We start from the raw sequence: 18,087 nt of genomic DNA on the forward strand, positions 1-18,087 counted from the left end.
CATCGACGCAGGTGCGACGGGCGCACCGATCTTCCAGTCTACACTGTCGCCGGCTCCGCTCAGTCGAGCCCCGCGGGCATGGCCTCCCGCGGCATGGCCACGCGCCCCTCGGCGCGCCCGTCGGCACCGAGCAGGACGCCCATCCTCTTGGTCACGCGGAGGAGCACGAGGCTCTCGAGGAGTTCGATCCCGGGAACCTTCTCCTGCAGGGCGAGTTCCGCCGTCATGACGTCGGCGACGGAGCGGAGCCACATCGTCACGAGGAAGTTGGCCTGGCCGGTGATCGAGGCCGCGAGGCGCACCGAGCGCAGCGACCGGACGGCCGCCGCGGCGGCGGCGTGCTGCCCGGGCGGAACCCGCGCGTACCACGTGCACGTCACCGGGAAGCCGACGGCGTTCTGCGCGACGTCGCACCGGAACGCGATGAGGCCCGAGCCGAGGACGCGCGCGAGCTGGCGCTGCACGGTGGACGGGGTGCGCCCGAGCGCCTTGGCCATCTGGGCCGCCGTCGCCCGGCCGTCCCGCGCGAGGAGGGGCAGGAGGTCGCGGGCTGCCGGGGAGAGCGGCCCCTCGGCCGCCCCGCGCGCGGCGAGCTCTGCGAACGCCGCCGACTTCTTCGGGCCGAGCGCGGCGATCCGCCACGAGTGGCCGGCCTGGTGCAGCCTGCTCCCGAGCGAGGTCTGCACCCGCTCCACGCCGGGAATGGCGAGGATCGCCGGGGCGACGCGCTGGGCGTAGTCGGCCAGCGTCGCGGTGAAGACGGTGAGGACGCAGTCGTGGTGGCCGGCCGGCAGCTCCACCGTCTGGACCTCCGGGATCGCGTTGAGGGCTTCGGCGACGGCGGGGGTGCTGCCCGGAGCACAGTCGACGTCGACGAAGGCGAGGGTCATCTCCGTGGGGTCGCCGACTCCGTAGCAGGTGATCCACGCCAGGCCCTGGGACTCGATGCGCTCCCACCGCGCCGCCAGCGTGGCCGGGCGCACCCCCAGGATCCGGCCGGCGTCCTGCCACGTGACCCGGGGCGCGATCTGCAGGGCGTTGATGAGCTCGAGGTCGGCCTCCGAGAGCTGGTCCGTTGCCCGGAGCCCTGCATATTTCTGACTGTCTCGGGGAGAGTTCTGCATGATGCTGCCGAATCTAGCCCCCTGTGGCGCCCAGAGCGACACACTGGTCAGCATCGACCGCCACGTGGCGCACGTCACAGGAAAGGAACCATGGACCTCATCGCTGATGCCCGCAGCCTCCAGGACACGCTGACCGAGTGGCGGCATGCCCTCCACGAGGAGCCCGAGATCGGGCTCGACCTCCCGCGCACGCAGGAGAAGGTCCTCTCCGTGCTCGACGGCCTCGGCCTGGAGGTCTCGACCGGCACGGACACGACGTCGGTCACCGCCGTCCTGCGCGGCGGGCCGCACGAGTCCGCCCAGGCGGCTCCCACCGTGCTGCTGCGGGCGGACATGGACGCCCTTCCGGTCCAGGAGCGCACGGGCGCTGCCTTCACCTCGAGGATCGACGGCGCGATGCACGCGTGCGGCCACGACCTGCACACCTCGATGCTGCTCGGCGCGGCGACGCTGCTCGCCGATGCCCGCCACCGGCTCGCCGGGGACGTCGTCTTCATGTTCCAGCCCGGCGAGGAGGGCTTCGACGGGGCCGGGGTGATGCTCCGCGAGGGGGTGCTCGACGCCGCCGGCCGCCGCCCCGACGCCGCGTTCGGGATGCACGTCTTCTCCTCGATGGCCCCGCACGGGACGTTCGTCACCCGTCCGGGCGTCATGATGAGCGCCTCGGACGGCCTGTTCGTCCGGGTCCTGGGTGCGGGCGGCCACGGATCGGCCCCGCACTCGGCCAAGGACCCCGTGACGGTGGCCGCGGAGATGGTCCTCGCGCTCCAGACGATGGTCACCCGCCAGTTCGACATGTTCGATCCGACGGTCGTCACGGTCGGGCGGCTCGCGGCCGGGACCAAGCGCAACATCATCCCGGACACCGCCGAGTTCGACGCCACGATCCGCACCTTCTCAGACGCCCACCGCGAGCGCATGCAGACGGCCATCCCCCGCCTGCTGACCGGGATCGCCCACGCCCACGGCCTCGACGTCGAGGTCCGCTACGAGGCCGAGTACCCGCTCACCATCACGGACACCGCGGAAACCGAGTTCGCGGAGGCCGCCGTGGCCGAGCTCTTCGGCGGCGCGGCCGGCCGGCACGCCCGCCTCGCGCAGCCGCTGAGCGGGTCCGAGGACTTCTCGCGGGTCCTGGCCGAGATCCCCGGCACCTTCATCGGGCTCAGCGCCGTCCCCGCCGGCGTGGACCCGGGCACCGCCGCGTTCAACCACTCCCCGTACGCGACCTTCGACGACGCCGTCCTCGCCGACGGCGCCGCCCTCTACGCGCACCTCGCCTTCTCCAAGACCGCCCAGCTCGCTGGCCGCTGACCACCCCCCCCCCCCACCCGGAGGCCCATCCATGTCCACCAACGCCGCCGTCGCCGGACGCGTCCGCAAGGCACCCTCGACCCGGCAGACCCTCGTGAGCACGGGGGTCGGCAACGCCGTCGAATGGTTCGACTGGAACGTCTACGCGACCTTCGCGCCGTTCTTCTCGAAGCAGCTGTTCAACGGCGCAGATCCCACCTCCGCGATCCTGGCGACCCTCGCGGTCTTCGCTGTCGGCTTCCTCGCCCGGCCCTTCGGCGGGCTGGTGTTCGGCTGGATCGGGGACCGGATCGGCCGCCGGACCTCGATGACGCTCGCCGTGGCCCTCGCGGCCTTCGGCAGCCTGCTCATCGCCCTGGCCCCCACGTTCAGCTCGGTGGGCGTCCTCGCGTCCCTCGTGCTCCTCGTGGCCCGGCTCATCCAGGGCCTCGCCCACGGCGGCGAGCTGCCCTCGTCCCAGACCTACCTCTCTGAGGTGGCGCCGCGGGAGAAGCGCGGGCTCTGGTCCTCGCTCATCTACGTCTCCGGCACCATGGGCGTCCTGTTCGGCACCTTCCTCGGGGTGGTCCTCACGAGCGTGCTCAGCAAGGCCCAGATGGACTCCTTCGGCTGGCGCATCCCGTTCTTCCTCGGCGCCGTGCTCGGCCTGTACGGGCTCATCATGCGGGCCCGGATGCCCGAGACGGAGGCGTTCGAGGGCCTCACGGACGGGGCGAAGAAGCCGAAGCACCCGCTGTGGCGCTCCATCGTCGAGCACCGGAAGCAGGCCCTGCAGGTCATCGGCATGACCGTCGGGCTGACCATCATCTACTACGTGTGGGGCGTGGTGGCCCCGGCCTTCGCCATCTCGAGCCTGCACATCAACCCCACCCAGGCGCTCTGGGCGGGCGTGGGCGCCAACGTCGTCTTCCTCATCGCCCTGCCGCTGTGGGGCAGGGTCAGCGACCGGATCGGCCGCAAGAAGGTCCTGATCATCGGCGGCGCCGGGGTCGCGGTCCTGCACTTCCCGATGACCTGGCTCCTGCACGACGCCGCGTGGCAGCTGTTCGTCTCGATGTCCGTCATGCTCGTCTTCATCGCGTGCTCCGCGGCGATCGTCCCGGCGGCGTACGCGGAGATGTTCCCCGCGCACATCCGCACGGTCGGCGTCGGCGTGCCGTACTCGATCTGCGTCGCGCTGTTCGGCGGGACGGCGCCCTACCTCCAGCAGCTGTTCTCCGACGTGTTCCACCAGTCGTGGATGTTCAACGTCTACGCCGTGCTCATGGTCCTCGTCTCGATCCTGACCGTCCTCGGCCTGCCCGAGACGAAGGGCAAGGACCTGCGCCACTGACCCGGCTGCCACGGACGGCGCCCCGCCAGCGCAAGCCGGCGGGGCGCCGTCGTGCGTGCCCCGGTACCCTTGGAGGGCAATGAGCGAGCACCCCGAATCCCCCGCGACCACCCCCGGCAACCCCGTCACCCCGGGCAGCCGGGCCTCCTTCGGCACGTACCGCCGCCAGCCCCTCAGCTTCGTGCGGCGCGGCACGCGGCTCCAGGGGCGCCGGCAGGCCGCGTGGGACGAGCACGCGGACGCCTACGTGGTGGACGTCCCGCGGCACGTTGCGGACACCTCCGTGCACCCCGACTATGTCTTCGACGCCGCCGCGGAGTTCGGGCGGGTGGCGCCCCTCGTCGTGGAGATCGGCTCGGGCCTCGGAGAGGCGGTCGTCGCCGCGGCGGAGGCCTCGCCGGAGCGGAACTTCCTCGCCGTGGAGGTCTACCGGCCGGGCCTGGCGAACACGCTCCTGCGGATCGGCCAGCGCGGCCTCACGAACGTGCGCGTGGTCCAGGCCAACGCCCCCGAAGTGCTCGGCTCGATGCTGCCTGCCGGCTCGGTGGACGAGCTCTGGGTCTTCTTCCCGGACCCCTGGCACAAGACGCGCCACCACAAGCGGCGCATGGTGAAGGACACCTTCGCCGCGCTCGCCGCCCGCGTCCTCGCCCCCGGCGGCCTCTGGCGGCTCGCCACGGACTGGTCCGGGTACGCGCAGCAGATGCGGGACGTCGTGGCCGCCTCGCCGGACTTCCGCAACGCGCACGACGGCGAGCTGGCCGGCCCTGCGAGCCCGCTCACCGCGGCCTGGGCCTCCGGGGTGGACTGCGAGCCCACCGGGGAGGCGGACACCGTGGGCGGGTGGGCCCCGAGGTTCGAGGGGCGGACCCTGACGAGCTTCGAGAACAAGGCCCTCAAGGCCGGCCGCGTCATCTTCGACCTCACCGCCGTGAGGGTCTGAGCCCCCTCACGTCGGGCCGCCCAGCTGGTCAGCCCAGCGACGTCCTCGCCACGGTCTGCTGGGCGGCGTCCCGGATCTCCACCGCGCGGATGGCCGGGAGCTCGAAGGAGGTGGCGCCGGTCAGGACGGCCCGGCCCGAGTACCCGGTCGAGCTCCACGCGCCGGCCTGCTGCGCCGTGCCCCCGGCCGAGACGACCCAGACCGTGTAGGCCCCGCCGTTCGGCATGCCCCGGCAGGTGAGGTCGAGCTCGGTCCCCCAGGCCCTGGCCACGAGCGCGAGGTCGATGCGCGCGCCGTCGCCCGAAGCGAGCGTCACGGTGGTCGCCCCAGCCGTGGCCGAAGCGCTCGGCGGCGGCGGCGCCGCCTGCCCCGGGCGGGCGCCCAGCGTGGGGCCGAGTGCGATCCCGGCGGCGAAGAACCCCGCCGCCGCGGCCGCGAGGGAAGCGGTCCACGCCGCCGCACGCGCACGACGGCGCCGGGTCACCCGGGCGAGCAGCTCGCGCGATGCGGTGCCCGGCTCGGGTGCGCGGCCGGCGTCGTCCGCGATCTGCGCGGCGCGCTCCGACGGCACCGCGTCCAGGAGCGCCGGCAGCGTCTCGAGCCCGGCGAGCTCGGCGCGGCACTGGGCGCACTGGGCGAGGTGGTCCTCGACGGCCTGCCGCTCCTGCCCGCTGAGGGCGCCGAGCACGTAGGCGCCGAGGTCCATCCGCTGCTCGTGGCCCTGCCGGAACTCTCCTGTGGTCATCGGTCCACCCCCATCTCGTCGAGCGCGGCGCGGAGGGCCCGGAGCGCGTAGAAGCAGCGGGACTTCACCGTGCCCGCCGGCACGCCGAGCTCCACGGCCGCCTCGGCGACCGTGAGCCGCCGGTAGTGGACCGCGACGAGCGCCTGGCGGTGCTCCGGGGTGAGCCGGGCGAGCGCCTCCTCCATGACCACGCGGTCCAGGAGCTCGTCGATGCGCTCGGCGTCCACGGCCACGGCGAAGCGGTCGCCGGCCTCGTCCACCGACGCCACCGTGCGCGGACGGCGCGAGGCGAGGCGGTGCTGGTCGACGATGAGGTTCCGCACGGTGCGGTAGAGGTAGGGGCGCAGGCCCTGGGTCCCGGGCGGGGCGTGCCGCCAGACCCTGATGATCGCCTCCTGCACGATGTCCTCCGCCTTCTCGCGGTCCACGGCGCCACGGGCGAAGCGGCGCAGGGCGGCGCCGTGCTCGCGGTACAGCGCCGCGACCGCTTCCTCGTCCATGGGCATGGGGACCTCCTTGCCCCTACACACGTCCTCCACGCCGCCGCGGTTCACGTACGGCGCGCCCCCGATCATTCTGCGGCGCTGCGCCCGGACAGCGGCACCTCTGGAAGAGCCTCCCGGCCGCGGGTAGTGTGGGGAGCCCGAGGTGGAGGAGGAACCATGTCAGACTTCCGCACCTACACGGAAGAGGAGAAGCACAGTTTCGTCGCGCCGTCGTGCGAGCTCTGCGGGCAGCACCGGCACATCGTGTGGCAGCAGGACGGGGACAAGTGGGTCCCCCGGGACAAGGGCTGCTCCAACGAGGCCTGTCCGCAGTACAACGGCTGACGGCCTGCGCGGCCACCCGCACGCGCGCCCCTGACGGGCGGCGCTGGGCGGGTGGCCTACTTCTGTCCGCCCAGGCCGAGGACCGGGAAGAGGACCTCGAAGGCTTCGCGGAACCCGCCTCCGATCGCTCCGTGGACGTGGCCCGCGCCGGGGACGGTGCGGAAGGACGCGGCCATGCCGGCCGCCTTGGCCGCCTGCTCGGCCCGCCGGACCCCGGGCGTGAACGTGGGATCGCCCGAGCCGACCGTGAAGACCGCCGTGATGTGCGAGTACGCGCCGCGGTGCCGGGCGAGGATGGCGGCGGGCTTGGCGGCGTCGAAGGCCTTCACGTCGCCGTGGAAGACGTCGGTGATGACGGCCTGCGGCGACTCGGCGCCGGGGTACTCCTCCCCCGACGCAGAGAACATGGCCCCGAACAGCGCGGGCCGTTCGGCAGCGAGCTTGAAGGCGCACGCCCCGCCGTTCGAGTACCCGCCGATCGCGGTGTGGGCCGCGTCCCCGAGGACGTTGAAGGTGCGCCTGGCCCAGGGGATGACGTCGTCCAGGATGTAGCTCTCCGCCGGGCCGTAGGTTGTCGAGTCGGCGCAGGCCGGATCGCCCTTGGTGCCGATCTGGTCCGCGACGACCACGATCGGCGCCAGGCCCCGGTGGGTGGCGGCGAAGGCGTCGAGCACGTTGGCGACGGCGCCGGGGTCCGGGGTGCCCGGGTCGCCCATCATCAGGATGACGAGCGGCAGCCGGACCGGGTGGGCGGTCAGGGCCGCGGGCGGGAGGTAGACGCCGGCGCGGCGCGCGGGGAAGCCGTTCGAGGGGATCTGCACGGTACCCCGGCGTCCCACGGCGGGCATTCCGGCGGGCGGGGTCCATCCTGACAGGAGCTTTCCCGCCGAGGCGCCCCTGGCGGGCCCGACGTCCTTGGCCAGCGCGCCGAGGTCGATCGGCGCGCCGGTCGACACCCCGACGAGGGCTCCCAGCGTCCGGTCGTAGCCGAAGTAGGCGTTGATGGCAGTCCCGCCGGAGACGGCGACGACGAGGACGCCCGCCGCAGCCAGTGCCCTGCGCCAGGCCGGCCGGTCCCACAGGCAGGCCAGGGCGACTCCGCCCGCCGCGCAGGTCGCCATGAGAAGGCGGCCGACGTCCTCCGGGAGGTAGAGGCCGAGGAAGTCCGCGGCATCCCACACGATATAAAACGTGAGCCCCACGAGGGTCCCGGCCGCCGCGGCGAGGAGGAGCCGCTGGGCCCGCCAGCGGTCCGACCGGGCCGCGATGAGCACCACGAGGACCGCGACGCCGGCGGCGACCACGCCGCCCACGAAGGCCCCGTCGAGGATGTCGAGGCTGTAGAGCCAGTCCATGCCGCCTCCCGGCCCACGTCAGGGCGTACGGCCGGCGCCGGCCGGCGGCTCAGGGGGCCGTCTGCGCTGCGCGTCCGTCCTCGGGGCCGCCCCGCCGGGAGGCCTCGACCGCACCATACCCATCGGCATCATCATCGGCCGTCCAGTCGTCCTCGTCCAGCTCCACGAACTCGACGGTGGCGAGGACCGTCCCGTCCTCGGCGTCGACCATCGCGGCCTCGTCGCCCTCCTCCACCATCACGTACTCCCCCAGGTCGGTGGTGAAGCGCCACGCGAGGGCCTCGGCACCGCGGTGCACGTAGGCCGCGTCGGCGGCCGTGACGGCCACGAGCTCGTGGCCGGCGGCGTCGCACAGCTCGCGGATCACGAGCTCGTGGTCGGGCATGTCGCCCAGCCCGCTCCGGTCCTCTGCAGCCCGGCGCTCCTCGAGGTCGTCGATGAGCCCCACGCGGCGCGCGATCTCGTCCTCGATGCCGTCCTCGTCGAGGGCGAGCAGGCCCTCCTGGCCCCTGAGCCAGGCAGCGTTGAGCGCCAGGAGGTCTTCCTGCTCGAGGAGTGCCTCGAACCTGTCGTCGAGGGCCTCGGCCCGGGCCACGGCGACGGAGCCGTCCGCGTCCCCCTCGAGGTACGCCTCGGTGTCCTCCACGGTCAGGGCCGCGACCGCGGCAGCGAGCTCATCGAAGAGGGCCAGGTGCCCGGCCGCGCCCATCTCGCGCAGGCCCTCGCGGACGAGGCGGTCGACCTGCGCCCGCTCGTGCGCCGCGAGGGCGTACTGTGCGAAGCCGCCGTCGAGCATCTGCGCGAGGTAGAAGTCCACGTAGTAGCTGCGCAGCGCGTTCGGGGCGATCTCGCGCTCGTCGAGCAGTTCCTCGTACATGGCGTTGACGATGTCGATGTTGGCGTCCACGACGGCTTCGTCGCCGGCCGTGAGGGCCTCGGCCGGGAGGACGACGGGATGCTGGGCGGTGCTCATGCGGGGCTCCTCGCTCGTGCGGTCACTCACGCATCGAACGTACGACGCCGCCGGCACCGCGCGCGGGGCACCCCGGCCGCCGCCCGGTGAACGTTGGGCGAACCTTGGGGGTCCCGTGCCGGCCGTCAGCGCTGCGGGCGCCAGACCACGAGGGCCTGGGACCGCGGTTCGGGCCGCTGCCCGCGCGCGAGGCTCACGACGTCCCCGGCGATTCCGGCGGCGAACACGCGCCGGGCCTCGCTGGCGCGCTGCGTGTTGGCGAGCTCGGCCTGGAGCTCGGTCACGCGCGCACGCAGGGCCGCGACCTGGTTCTCGAGCTCGAGGATGCGGCGGATCCCCTCGAGGGACACGCCGTCCTTCGAGAGCCGCTGCACCTCCCGCAGCATCTCGACGTCGCGCTGGGAGTAGCGGCGCTGGCGGCCGCCCTGGCGGGACGGCGAGACGATCCCCAGACGGTCGTACTGGCGCAGCGTCTGGGGGTGCATCTCGGCCAGCTCTGCCGCCACGGAGATCACGAAGATCGGAGCGTACGGGTCGATGGCCATGGCCTAGAGCCTCGCTTTCTCCGCAAGGTGTGCGCGCGGGTCCGACTGGCCGTTCTTGGAGACGGCCTCCGCGAAGGTGCGGATGGCCTGCTCGGCCTCCTTCGAGAGGTTCTTGGGGACGACGACGTCGACGGTGACGAGGAGGTCGCCCGAGCCCTTGGAGGTCTTCACGCCGCGGCCCTTCACCCGCAGCGTCCGGCCGGAGCTCGTCCCGGCCGGGACCTTCATCTTCACGCTCGGGCCGTCCGCGGTGGGGACCTCGATCTGGGCGCCGAGGGCGGCCTCGTCGAACGTCACGGGCACGTGGATGCGGAGGTTGTCGCCCTCGCGCGTGAAGAAGTCGTGCGGTCGGACGTGGACGGTGACCATGAGGTCGCCCGGCCCGGCCGATCCGGGGCCGCCCTTGCCGCGGACGCGGACCTTCTGCCCGTCCCGGATGCCCGCGGGGATGCGGACCTCGATGACCTCGCCGTCGCGCTCGCGCAGGCCCACCGTGGTGCCGCGGATGGACCCGGCGAAGGAGATCGTGGTGCTGGCCTGGCGGTCCGCACCGCGCTGGGGCGGGGGCTGGAAGCCCGCGCCGCCGAATCCGCCGCCGCCGAAGAGGTCGGCGAACTCGGGCGGGAGGTTGCCGGTGTTGAACCCGCGCGAGTGGCGGCCGGGGCCGCCGCCGAACAGCCCGCCGAAGAGGTCCTCGAAGCCGGCCGCGCCGGCCCCGCCGCCGGGGCCGCCCGCGGAGAAGCGCGCGCCCCCCATGGCGCGGATCGCGTCGTACTGCTGGCGCTGCTCGGGGTCGGACAGGACGGAGTTGGCCTCCGTGATGTCCTTGAACTTCTTCTCGGCCTCGGCGTCACCCGGGTTCTGGTCCGGGTGGTACTTGCGGGCGAGCTTGCGGTAGGCCTTCTTGATGTCGGCCTCGGAGGCGTCCTTGGACACGCCCAGAATGGCGTAGAAGTCCTTCTCCACCCAGTCCTGACTGGCCACGAACGCTCCTTAGATCAACTGCTGCTTCAAGTGTGCACGGTTTCGGGTACAGATCTCGTCACGGATATGCCGTTTCGGGTACGCGGGCGAGGGCGCCCGCGTACCCGAAACGCCCAGAGGGCGACGAGATGCGTACCCGAAACGGGAGGGGTGGGTCAGCCCTGCGGCGTCGCCACGATCACCTGGGCCGCGCGCAGCACGCGCGCCGAGGTCCGGTAGCCCGTGCGGAGCACCTGCTGGACCGTGTCCACCTCGATGCCCTCCCCCGGCTGCTGGATGAGGGCCTCGTGGATGTTCGGGTCGAACTCGACGCCCGCCTGGTCGATCCGCTCCAGCCCCTGGCCGGCGACGATCGACTCGAGCTTGCCGGCGATCGAGGCGAACGGGCCGCCCTCCAGGTCGCCGTGGGCCCGGGCCGCGTCGATGTCGTCCAGTACCGGCAGCAGCGAGCTCAGCACACCCAACGTGGCGACCTCCCCCGCGACCGCGCGGTCGCGGTCGACCCGGCGGCGGTAGTTCACGTACTCCGCCTGGAGGCGCAGCAGGTCGTTGCGCAGCTCGGCCACCACGGCCGCCTGCCCCTCCTGCTCGCCGGCCTCGGCCTCATTGAGGATCTGCTCGGCCTGGGCCAGCGCGTCCCCCGAGTCGTGGGCCTCGTCCACGGGCTGCATCTCCTCGTGGCCGTCGTGCGGGGCGGCCTCGGAGGCCTCCGCGCCCTCCGGGTGCCGGGCCTGGCCGGTGACCGGGTCCACCTTGCGGTTGTCCCGGATCACCGGCTCGGGGCGCTCGGACCCGTGCTCGTTCTCGTTTCCGTGGTGAGGGGCCATGGTTACTTCTTCTCGTCCTCGTCAACGATCTCGGCGTCGACGATGTCCTCGTCGGCGTTCGCCGACGCGCCGGCGTGGGCACCCGCGTCGTGCGTCCCGGCCTGCGCGCCGTCGCCCGCGGCGGCACCCGCCTGCGACTGGGCGTAGATCGCCTCGCCGAGCTTGGTCTGGGACTGCTGGAGCTTCTCGAACGCGGCCTTCACCTCGTCGTCGTTGTCCGTGCCCTCGAGCGCCTTCTTGAGGGCGTCGACGTCGGCCTGCACCTCGGCGCGGACCTCCTCGGGCAGCTTGTCCTTGTTGTCGGCGATGAGCTTGTCCACAGAGTAGGCGAGCTGCTCGGCGGAGTTGCGGCGGTCTGCGGCCTCGCGGCGCTGCTTGTCCTCGGCGGCGTGGGCCTCGGCCTCGGCGACCATGCGGTCGATGTCGTCCTTGGACAGCGCGGTGCCGCCCGTGATCGTCATCGACTGCTCCTTGCCGGTGCCCTTGTCCTTCGCGGAGACGTGCACGATGCCGTTGGCGTCGATGTCGAAGGTGACCTCGATCTGCGGGATGCCGCGCGGGGCCGGCGCGATGCCGGTCAGCTCGAAGGTGCCGAGCGGCTTGTTGTCGCGGGTGAACTCGCGCTCGCCCTGGAACACCTGGATCGACACCGAGGGCTGGTTGTCGTCAGCGGTCGTGAAGGTCTCGGAGCGCTTGGTCGGGATGGCCGTGTTGCGCTCGATGAGCTTGGTCATCACGCCGCCCTTGGTCTCGATGCCGAGGGAGAGCGGGGTGACGTCGATGAGGAGGACGTCCTTGCGCTCGCCCTTGAGGACACCGGCCTGGAGCGCGGCGCCGACGGCCACGACCTCGTCCGGGTTCACGCCCTTGTTCGGCTCCTTGCCGCCGGTGAGCTCCTTGACGAGCTCGGACACGGCCGGCATGCGGGTCGAGCCGCCGACGAGGACCACGTGGTCGATGTCCGCGACCTTGATGCCGGCCTCGGAGATGACGTCGTGGAACGGCTTCTTGGTGCGCTCGAGCAGGTCCTTGGTGAGGTCCTGGAACTTGGCGCGCGAGAGGGACTCGTCGAGGTGCACCGGGCCGTCGGGGGTGACGGAGAGGTACTGGAGGGAGATGTTGGTGCTCGTCGAGGACGAGAGCTCCTTCTTGGCCTGCTCGGCGGCCTCGCGGAGGCGCTGGAGGGCGATCTTGTCCTTGGACAGGTCGATGCCCTTGACCTTGAGCTGGCCGAGGAGGTACTCGACGACGCGCTGGTCCCAGTCGTCGCCGCCGAGGCGGTTGTCGCCGGCGGTCGCGCGGACCTGGATGGTCGAGAAGCCGTCCTCGTCCTTGCCGACCTCGAGGAGGGAGACGTCGAAGGTGCCGCCGCCGAGGTCGAAGACGAGGATGAGCTCGTCCTCCTTGCCCTTGTCGAGGCCGTAGGCGAGCGCGGCCGCGGTGGGCTCGTTGATGATGCGCAGGACGTTCATGCCCGCGATCTCGCCGGCCTCCTTGGTGGCCTGGCGCTCGGCGTCGTTGAAGTACGCCGGGACCGTGATCACGGCATCGGTGACCTTCTCGCCCAGGTACGACTCGGCGTCGTTCTTGAGCTTCATGAGGATGCGCGCGGAGATCTCCTGCGGCGTGTACTTCTTGTCATCGATGTTGACCGTCCAGTCGGTGCCCATGTGGCGCTTGACGGACGCGATGGTGCGCTCGATGTTGTTCACCGCCTGGCGCTTCGCGATCTCGCCGACCAGCACCTCGCCGGTCTTGGAGAAGGCGACGACCGACGGCGTGGTGCGGCCGCCCTCGGCATTCGCGATGACGGTCGGCTCGCCGCCCTCCAGGACGGAGACGACGGAGTTGGTGGTGCCCAGGTCGATGCCGACTGCACGGGACATAGGTTCCTCCTGCTGGTTTCTGGTCTGGACCAAGTTGAGCGGTCTGCACTCAACTCTACGCAGCCCGAGCTGGATGTCAAATGAAGTTGAGTGAGGTCGACTCAAGTTCATCACCTGACCGGTCCGGGCGGAGGGCGCTAGGCTTCCTTTCATCGGAATGAAGTTTCCACATGATGGAGGAAGAATGAAGTTCCTGAGACTCGGCGACGCCGGCACGGAGCAGCCCGCCGTCCTCGCGGCCGGCACCGACGGCACCGACGGCACCGAGCGGGCCTACAGCCTGCTCCCGCTCACCCGGGACATCGACGGAGCCTTCCTCGCGCACGACGGCGCAGCCCGGGTCCGCGCGGCCCTCGCCGCCGGGGAACTCCCGGCCCTCGACCCGGCCGGCCTGAGGATCGGTCCGCCGGTGGCGCGCCCGCGGTCCGTGATCGCGATCGGCCTGAACTATGCCGACCACGCGGCCGAGGCCGGCGCCGACGTCCCGACCGTCCCGGTCGTCTTCCTCAAGCCCACGAGCACCATCGCGGGCCCCTTCGACCCGGCCCCCTACCCGGCCGCGGCCGGGAAGTACGACTGGGAGGCGGAGCTTGCCATCGTGGTGGGCCGCGACGCCCACCTGCTGCCCACCGTGGCGGCCGCCGCGGAGTGCATCGCCGGCTACGCCTGCGCCAACGACCTCTCCGAGCGGGACTGGCAGATGGGCGCGGCCGGGCAGTGGACCAAGGGCAAGTCCTCCCCCGGCTCCACCCCGCTCGGCCCCTGGCTCGTCCCGGCCGACGAGACCGATCCGGCGGACCTGCGCGTGCGCAGCTGGGTCAACGGCGAGCCGCGCCAGGACTCCCGGACCGCGGACCTCGTCTTCTCCCCGGCCGAGCTCGTCCACCACGTGAGCCAGTACATGCTGCTCGAGGCCGGCGACGTGATCCTCACCGGGACCCCGGCCGGCGTGGCCCTCTCCGGCCGCTTCCCCTACCTCGCCCCCGGCGACACGGTCGAGGTCGAGGTCGAGGGCCTCGGGCGCCAGCGCTGCGTGCTCACCGCCGAGCACGTCGGGGTCACCTCCGGCGCCCGCTGACCTCGGTCCCCGCGTGCCGCGGCAGCAGCGCGCTGTCCGCGACCGAGGCGAGCATGAGCACCGCGATCGCGGCGAAGGCGAACCGGTAGGGCAGGGCCGCGGCGTGCCCGGCCGCCTCAGGCAGCCACGCCGCCCCTGCCCGGATGAGGAGGGCGCCGACGGCGACCCCGAGGGCCGCGGCCAGCTGGACGAGGGTGTTGGCGATCGCGTTCGCGCTCGGCAGCTGCTCGGCCGAGACGTCGGCGTACTGGACGTTCATGTAGGCGGAGAAGCCGATGGAGCGGAACGCCCCCGAGGCCACGAGCAGGAGCGCGATCAGTGCCTCGGAGGTCTCGGGGGCGAGCAGCGCGCACGCGGCGAACGTCGCCGCGGACGCCGCCGCGGCGGTCACGAGCACCGGTTTGAACCCGAAGCGGCGGATGAGCGGCGTCGTCGCCGGCTTGACGCCGATGTTGCCCACGAACACGGCCGCCACCAGCAGCCCCGAATGCACCGGGTCCCAGCCGAAGCCGTCCTGGAAGAGCAGCGGCAGCAGGAACGGCACGGCCTGGATGGTGAGGCGGTAGACGAAGCCTCCCGTCTGGGTCGCACGGAACGTTCGCACGCGCAGCACCGAGAAGTCGAAGAGCGGCCGGGGCGCGCGGCGCATCCAGGCCACGGCGGCGGCCAGGCCGGCGAGTCCCAGCGCGAGGGTGGCCGCCGCCCAGCCGGCCGGGCGGCCCTCGCTGAGGAGCTCGAGGCCCACCACTACGGCCGCGACCCCGAGGGTCGTGAGCCCGAGCCCCGGCCAGTCGAGCCGGCGGCCGGCATCAGCGCCGCCCGCGGGCACGAGCCGCAGCGCGGCCACGAGCGCGGCGGCGCCCAGAGGGAGGTTGACCAGGAAGATCCAGTGCCAGGAGAGGTACTGGGTGAGCGCCCCGCCCACGAGCGGGGCGAGGACTGGGGCGAGCAGGCCGGGCCAGACGAGGAACGCCGTGGCCTTCAGGAGCTCGCCCTTGGGCGTGCCGCGCAGCACCACGAGCGAGCCGACCGGGACCATCATCGCCCCGCCGAAGCCCTGCACGGCCCGGAAGGCCGTGAGCGCCGCGAGGCCGGGACTCAGCGCGCACGCGAGCGAGGCGAGGGTGAAGACCAGGATCGCCGAGGTGAAGACGGGACGCGGCCCGAAGCGCTCGGCGAGCCAGGAGCTGAACGGGATGCCCATCGCGACGGCGACGAGGTAGGCGGTCATGGCCACATTGACGTCGGCCGGTGGCACCCCGAAGTCGGCGCCGATAGCCGGCAGGGCCGTCGCCAGGGCCGTGCCGTCGAGGAACTCCATGAAGTACGTCGCGGCGACGAGCAGCGCGAGACGGGGGTTCCAGGCAGCCGGGGCGGGTGAGGTCACCGGCTCAGGGTAGCGAGGGCGCGGCGCGCGCGGGAGGAGGGTCTCGCCAGGCGGGCCGGCACGCGGAGGCGGCCGGCCGGCGTCGCGCGTCAGTAGGCGGGGTACGTGAGGGCGCTGTTGACCATCTCGGCGTTGCCCGAGGCCGTCACCGCCCAGATCACGCCCACCGCGAGGACCGCGCTGATGAGCAGCCACACGAGGCTGAACCTGATGAGGGTGCGGGCGTCGGAGCGGCTGACCGAGGCGGTGTCGGTGCGGACCGCGTGGAGCTGCGCGCCAAGGCGGGCCATCGGCGAGGGGGCCGAGGCGAGGACCGAGTTCGAGGCGCAGTCGATGCTGCCGTCGCGCAGGGTCGCGACCATGCGGTTGGCGCGGCGGTCCAGGCGCAGGCTCGCGATGTTGTCGCCGTGGCGGGCGAGGAGGATGTCCTCGCCGAGGCGCATGCGGCCGTGCCGGCGGATTCCGTGGGCGCTGTTCGAGCTGTGGGTCAGGGACATCTGTGCTCCTCTCGGGATGAGGGGCACCATTGCCCGTCAGGTCGTATATGATTCGCCCTCAACTTTACGGGCCGAGGCGGGGCGACCGGCCCGAAACCGTGCTATAAGTAGCCAACTTCACACGCTGGTGTGACCCGATCCCCTAACGTGGTGTCATGGAAGCGCCGGACAGCACCGCGAAGACCCCCGACGACGTCTACACCCATGGCCACCACGAGAGCGTGGTGCGGGCCCACGCGGCACGGACCGCCGAGAATTCCGCCGCGTTCCTCCTCCCCCACCTCGCCCCCGGGCTGACGGTGCTCGACGTCGGGTGCGGGCCTGGGAGCATCACGTGCGACTTCGCCAGACTCGTCGACCCGGGCCGCGTGACCGGCCTGGACCGTTCCGAGGACGTCGTGGCCCAGGCGCGGGCGCTCGCCGAGGAGCGCGGGGTGGCCAACGCGTCCTTCATGGCGGGCAACGTGTACGACCTCGAGCTCGACGACGAGACGTTCGACGTGGTCCACGCCCATCAGGTCCTGCAGCACCTCACCGACCCCGTCGCGGCGCTGCGGGAGATGCGGCGCGTGGCGAAGCCGGGCGGGCTGGTGGCAGTGCGGGACGCGGACTTCCACGGGATGAGCTGGTACCCGGAGCTGGACGAGCTCGATGAATGGATGGACCTCTACCAGCGCATCGCGCGGCACAACGGCGCCGAGCCGGACGCCGGGCGTCGGCTCGTGGGCTGGATGCAGGAGGCGGGATTCACCGATGTCTCCCCCAGCAGCAGCAACTGGCTGTACGCGACGCCGCAGCAGCGGGCCTGGCAGGCACGCGTGTGGAGCGAACGCGTGCTGCACTCCGCGTTCGCCGAGCAGGCCCTCGAGTACGGCTTCGCCGAACAGGCGGGCCTCGAGCGGATCGCGGCGGGCTGGCACCGCTGGGGATCCTCCGCCGACGGCTGGTTCCTCATCCCCAACGGCGAGGTGATCGGCCGAGCCTAGGGGTGGCGGGCCCGCGCGCGCCGCGGCCCTACGCTGGTGGGGTGCCACTTTCCCTCTGGGGCGCCCTCGTGGGCGCCTGCCTGCTCATCAGCTTCACCCCGGGCGCCGGTGCCATCAACACCATGAGCAACTCGCTCACCTCGGGGTTCCGCCGCGCCATCTGGGGCGTGCTCGGGCAGCAGGCGGCCCTCGTGGTGCACCTTGCCGTGGTCGCCGCCGGGCTCGGGGTGCTCGTGGCCGGCTCGCCACTGGCCTTCAACGTGATCCGCTACCTGGGCGCCCTCTACCTGGCCTACCTCGGCGTGCGGCAGTTCTTCAGCAGGCCGGACACCTCCGCCGAGACGGCGGCGGCCCTCGCCAATGAGCCCTCCTGGTCCATGTTCCAGCGCGGGCTCTGGGTCAACCTCCTCAACCCCAAGGCCATCGTCTTCTTCCTGGCCTTCATCCCCGGATTCGTGCGCCCGGAGTCCCCGCTGTGGAGCCAGTACCTCATCATCGGCGCGACGATCGTGACGGTGGACATCCTGGTGATGTGGTTCTTCTTCGCGCTCGCGGCCAAGAGCTTCCAGCGGTTCACGCGCAGCGAGCGGGGGCAGCGCAGGCTCAACCGCATCTTCGGGGTGCTGTTCGTCGGCGTGGGCGTGCTCCTCGCCGTTGTCTGAGGAGCCCGTCGAAGGGCCCCGTCATGGACCGGCGGCAGGGTGCCCCCGATGCGGGACGCCGCAGCCGCGGACTTTATGCTTGGTCGCATGAACTCGACGGCGAGCCCCTACCGGATCATCACGGTCTGCACCGGGAACATCTGCCGTTCCCCCATGGCCGAGTTCATGCTCGCCGACTCCCTGCGCGCGGCCGGCCTCGCCGAGCACGTCCTCGTCGATTCGGCGGGCACCACCAGCTACGAGGTCGGGCGGCCGATCGACCCTCGCGCCGCCCGCGTCCTCGCGGCCCACGGGCTGCGCGCCCGCACCCACGTCGCACGCCAGTTCGAGGCCGCCTGGTACGGCGAGCGCGAGCTGATCCTCGCCCTCGACGTGGACCACTACGGGCACCTGCGCGAGCAGGCACCGCTGGGGGCCGCCGAGAAGGTGCGGCTGCTGCGCGAGTTCGACCCCGCCGTCGCGCACCTGGACCACCTCGATCAGGGGATCGAGGATCCGTGGTTCGGCGACCAGAGCGACTTCGAGACGACGTGGCGCCTCATCGCCGCGTCGGTGCCCGGCATCATCGCCCACGTGCGCCGCGAGCTCGCCACGCTCGGCCTGGCCGTCGACGCCTGA

Annotated in this window: 19 protein-coding genes; 8 read left to right on the forward strand and 11 right to left on the reverse strand. The window is 72.4% G+C overall.

The window, feature by feature from the left end; all coding sequences use genetic code 11:
- Window positions 1–59: 59 nt before the first annotated feature.
- The gene (locus SA2016_RS16665; RefSeq protein WP_066500244.1) at window positions 60–1,124 is read right to left on the reverse strand and encodes an Lrp/AsnC family transcriptional regulator; all 1,065 of its coding nucleotides are present in this window, start codon (window positions 1,122–1,124) and stop codon (window positions 60–62) included.
- Window positions 1,125–1,214: 90 nt separating this feature from the next.
- On the opposite strand from SA2016_RS16665, the gene SA2016_RS16670 reads away from it, so the two are divergent.
- From SA2016_RS16670 to trmB, 3 genes are all read left to right on the forward strand, one after another.
- Window positions 1,215–2,438, forward strand: a complete 1,224-nt coding sequence (locus tag SA2016_RS16670) for a M20 metallopeptidase family protein (RefSeq protein WP_066500246.1) — start codon at window positions 1,215–1,217, stop codon at window positions 2,436–2,438.
- 31 nt (window positions 2,439–2,469) lie between these two features.
- A complete protein-coding gene (locus tag SA2016_RS16675) occupies window positions 2,470–3,771 on the forward strand; it encodes an MFS transporter (RefSeq protein ID WP_066500247.1) in 1,302 nt (433 codons plus the stop codon).
- 79 nt (window positions 3,772–3,850) lie between these two features.
- Entirely contained in the window at window positions 3,851–4,714 is an 864-nt protein-coding gene (trmB, locus tag SA2016_RS16680) for a tRNA (guanosine(46)-N7)-methyltransferase TrmB (RefSeq protein ID WP_066500248.1), read from the forward strand.
- Window positions 4,715–4,742: 28 nt separating this feature from the next.
- Here the strand turns inward: trmB and SA2016_RS16685 are convergent, their stop codons facing one another.
- Window positions 4,743–5,459 (reverse strand): anti-sigma factor family protein, encoded by a 717-nt coding sequence (locus SA2016_RS16685; protein WP_084249603.1) that lies wholly within the window; start codon window positions 5,457–5,459, stop codon window positions 4,743–4,745.
- Window positions 5,456–5,965, reverse strand: coding sequence for a sigma-70 family RNA polymerase sigma factor (locus tag SA2016_RS16690; protein WP_066500249.1), 510 nt, complete (start codon window positions 5,963–5,965; stop codon window positions 5,456–5,458). The genes SA2016_RS16685 and SA2016_RS16690 overlap by 4 nt, the downstream gene beginning before the upstream one ends.
- Before the next feature lie 156 nt (window positions 5,966–6,121).
- Between SA2016_RS16690 and SA2016_RS21835 the strand changes: the two genes are divergently transcribed.
- Window positions 6,122–6,289 (forward strand): hypothetical protein, encoded by a 168-nt coding sequence (locus tag SA2016_RS21835; RefSeq protein WP_169803083.1) that lies wholly within the window; start codon window positions 6,122–6,124, stop codon window positions 6,287–6,289.
- Between the two features lie 56 nt (window positions 6,290–6,345).
- Here SA2016_RS21835 and SA2016_RS16695 read toward each other — a convergent pair whose 3' ends face one another.
- The 6 genes from SA2016_RS16695 to dnaK form a co-directional block, all read right to left on the reverse strand.
- On the reverse strand, window positions 6,346–7,644 hold the full coding sequence (locus SA2016_RS16695; RefSeq protein ID WP_066500251.1) for an alpha/beta hydrolase: 1,299 nt from the start codon (window positions 7,642–7,644) through the stop codon (window positions 6,346–6,348).
- 49 nt (window positions 7,645–7,693) lie between these two features.
- Window positions 7,694–8,617 (reverse strand): DMP19 family protein, encoded by a 924-nt coding sequence (locus tag SA2016_RS16700; RefSeq protein ID WP_229710995.1) that lies wholly within the window; start codon window positions 8,615–8,617, stop codon window positions 7,694–7,696.
- A gap of 125 nt (window positions 8,618–8,742) precedes the next feature.
- A complete protein-coding gene (locus SA2016_RS16705; protein WP_066500258.1) occupies window positions 8,743–9,162 on the reverse strand; it encodes a heat shock protein transcriptional repressor HspR in 420 nt (139 codons plus the stop codon).
- A gap of 3 nt (window positions 9,163–9,165) precedes the next feature.
- Complete coding sequence (locus SA2016_RS16710; RefSeq protein WP_066500261.1) at window positions 9,166–10,146, reverse strand: DnaJ C-terminal domain-containing protein; 981 nt, start codon at window positions 10,144–10,146, stop codon at window positions 9,166–9,168.
- Between the two features lie 155 nt (window positions 10,147–10,301).
- Entirely contained in the window at window positions 10,302–10,973 is a 672-nt protein-coding gene (locus tag SA2016_RS16715) for a nucleotide exchange factor GrpE (RefSeq protein ID WP_066500263.1), read from the reverse strand.
- 2 nt (window positions 10,974–10,975) lie between these two features.
- Window positions 10,976–12,859: a molecular chaperone DnaK gene (gene dnaK, locus SA2016_RS16720; RefSeq protein WP_066500265.1), complete on the reverse strand. Its 1,884-nt coding sequence runs from the start codon at window positions 12,857–12,859 to the stop codon at window positions 10,976–10,978.
- Window positions 12,860–13,043: 184 nt separating this feature from the next.
- On the opposite strand from dnaK, the gene SA2016_RS16725 reads away from it, so the two are divergent.
- Window positions 13,044–13,937, forward strand: a complete 894-nt coding sequence (locus SA2016_RS16725; RefSeq protein WP_066500267.1) for a fumarylacetoacetate hydrolase family protein — start codon at window positions 13,044–13,046, stop codon at window positions 13,935–13,937.
- Here SA2016_RS16725 and SA2016_RS16730 read toward each other — a convergent pair.
- Window positions 13,918–15,324 (reverse strand): MFS transporter, encoded by a 1,407-nt coding sequence (locus SA2016_RS16730; RefSeq protein ID WP_066500269.1) that lies wholly within the window; start codon window positions 15,322–15,324, stop codon window positions 13,918–13,920. The two genes, SA2016_RS16725 and SA2016_RS16730, sit on opposite strands and share 20 nt — an antisense overlap.
- Window positions 15,325–15,413: 89 nt before the next feature.
- Window positions 15,414–15,821, reverse strand: coding sequence for a hypothetical protein (locus SA2016_RS21545; protein ID WP_066500271.1), 408 nt, complete (start codon window positions 15,819–15,821; stop codon window positions 15,414–15,416).
- A 155-nt stretch (window positions 15,822–15,976) separates the two neighbouring features.
- On the opposite strand from SA2016_RS21545, the gene SA2016_RS16740 reads away from it, so the two are divergent.
- The 3 genes from SA2016_RS16740 (at window position 15,977) to SA2016_RS16750 (ending at window position 18,087) form a co-directional block, all read left to right on the forward strand.
- Window positions 15,977–16,807, forward strand: coding sequence for a methyltransferase domain-containing protein (locus SA2016_RS16740; protein WP_066500274.1), 831 nt, complete (start codon window positions 15,977–15,979; stop codon window positions 16,805–16,807).
- Window positions 16,808–16,848: 41 nt separating this feature from the next.
- Window positions 16,849–17,469 carry a LysE family transporter gene (locus SA2016_RS16745; protein ID WP_066500275.1) on the forward strand — a complete coding sequence of 207 codons (621 nt, stop codon included), beginning with the start codon at window positions 16,849–16,851 and terminating at the stop codon, window positions 17,467–17,469.
- Window positions 17,470–17,556: 87 nt separating this feature from the next.
- On the forward strand, window positions 17,557–18,087 hold the full coding sequence (locus tag SA2016_RS16750; protein ID WP_066500276.1) for a low molecular weight protein-tyrosine-phosphatase: 531 nt from the start codon (window positions 17,557–17,559) through the stop codon (window positions 18,085–18,087).

Origin of the sequence: Sinomonas atrocyanea, assembly GCF_001577305.1 — a bacterium.
GTDB lineage: Bacteria > Actinomycetota > Actinomycetes > Actinomycetales > Micrococcaceae > Sinomonas > Sinomonas atrocyanea.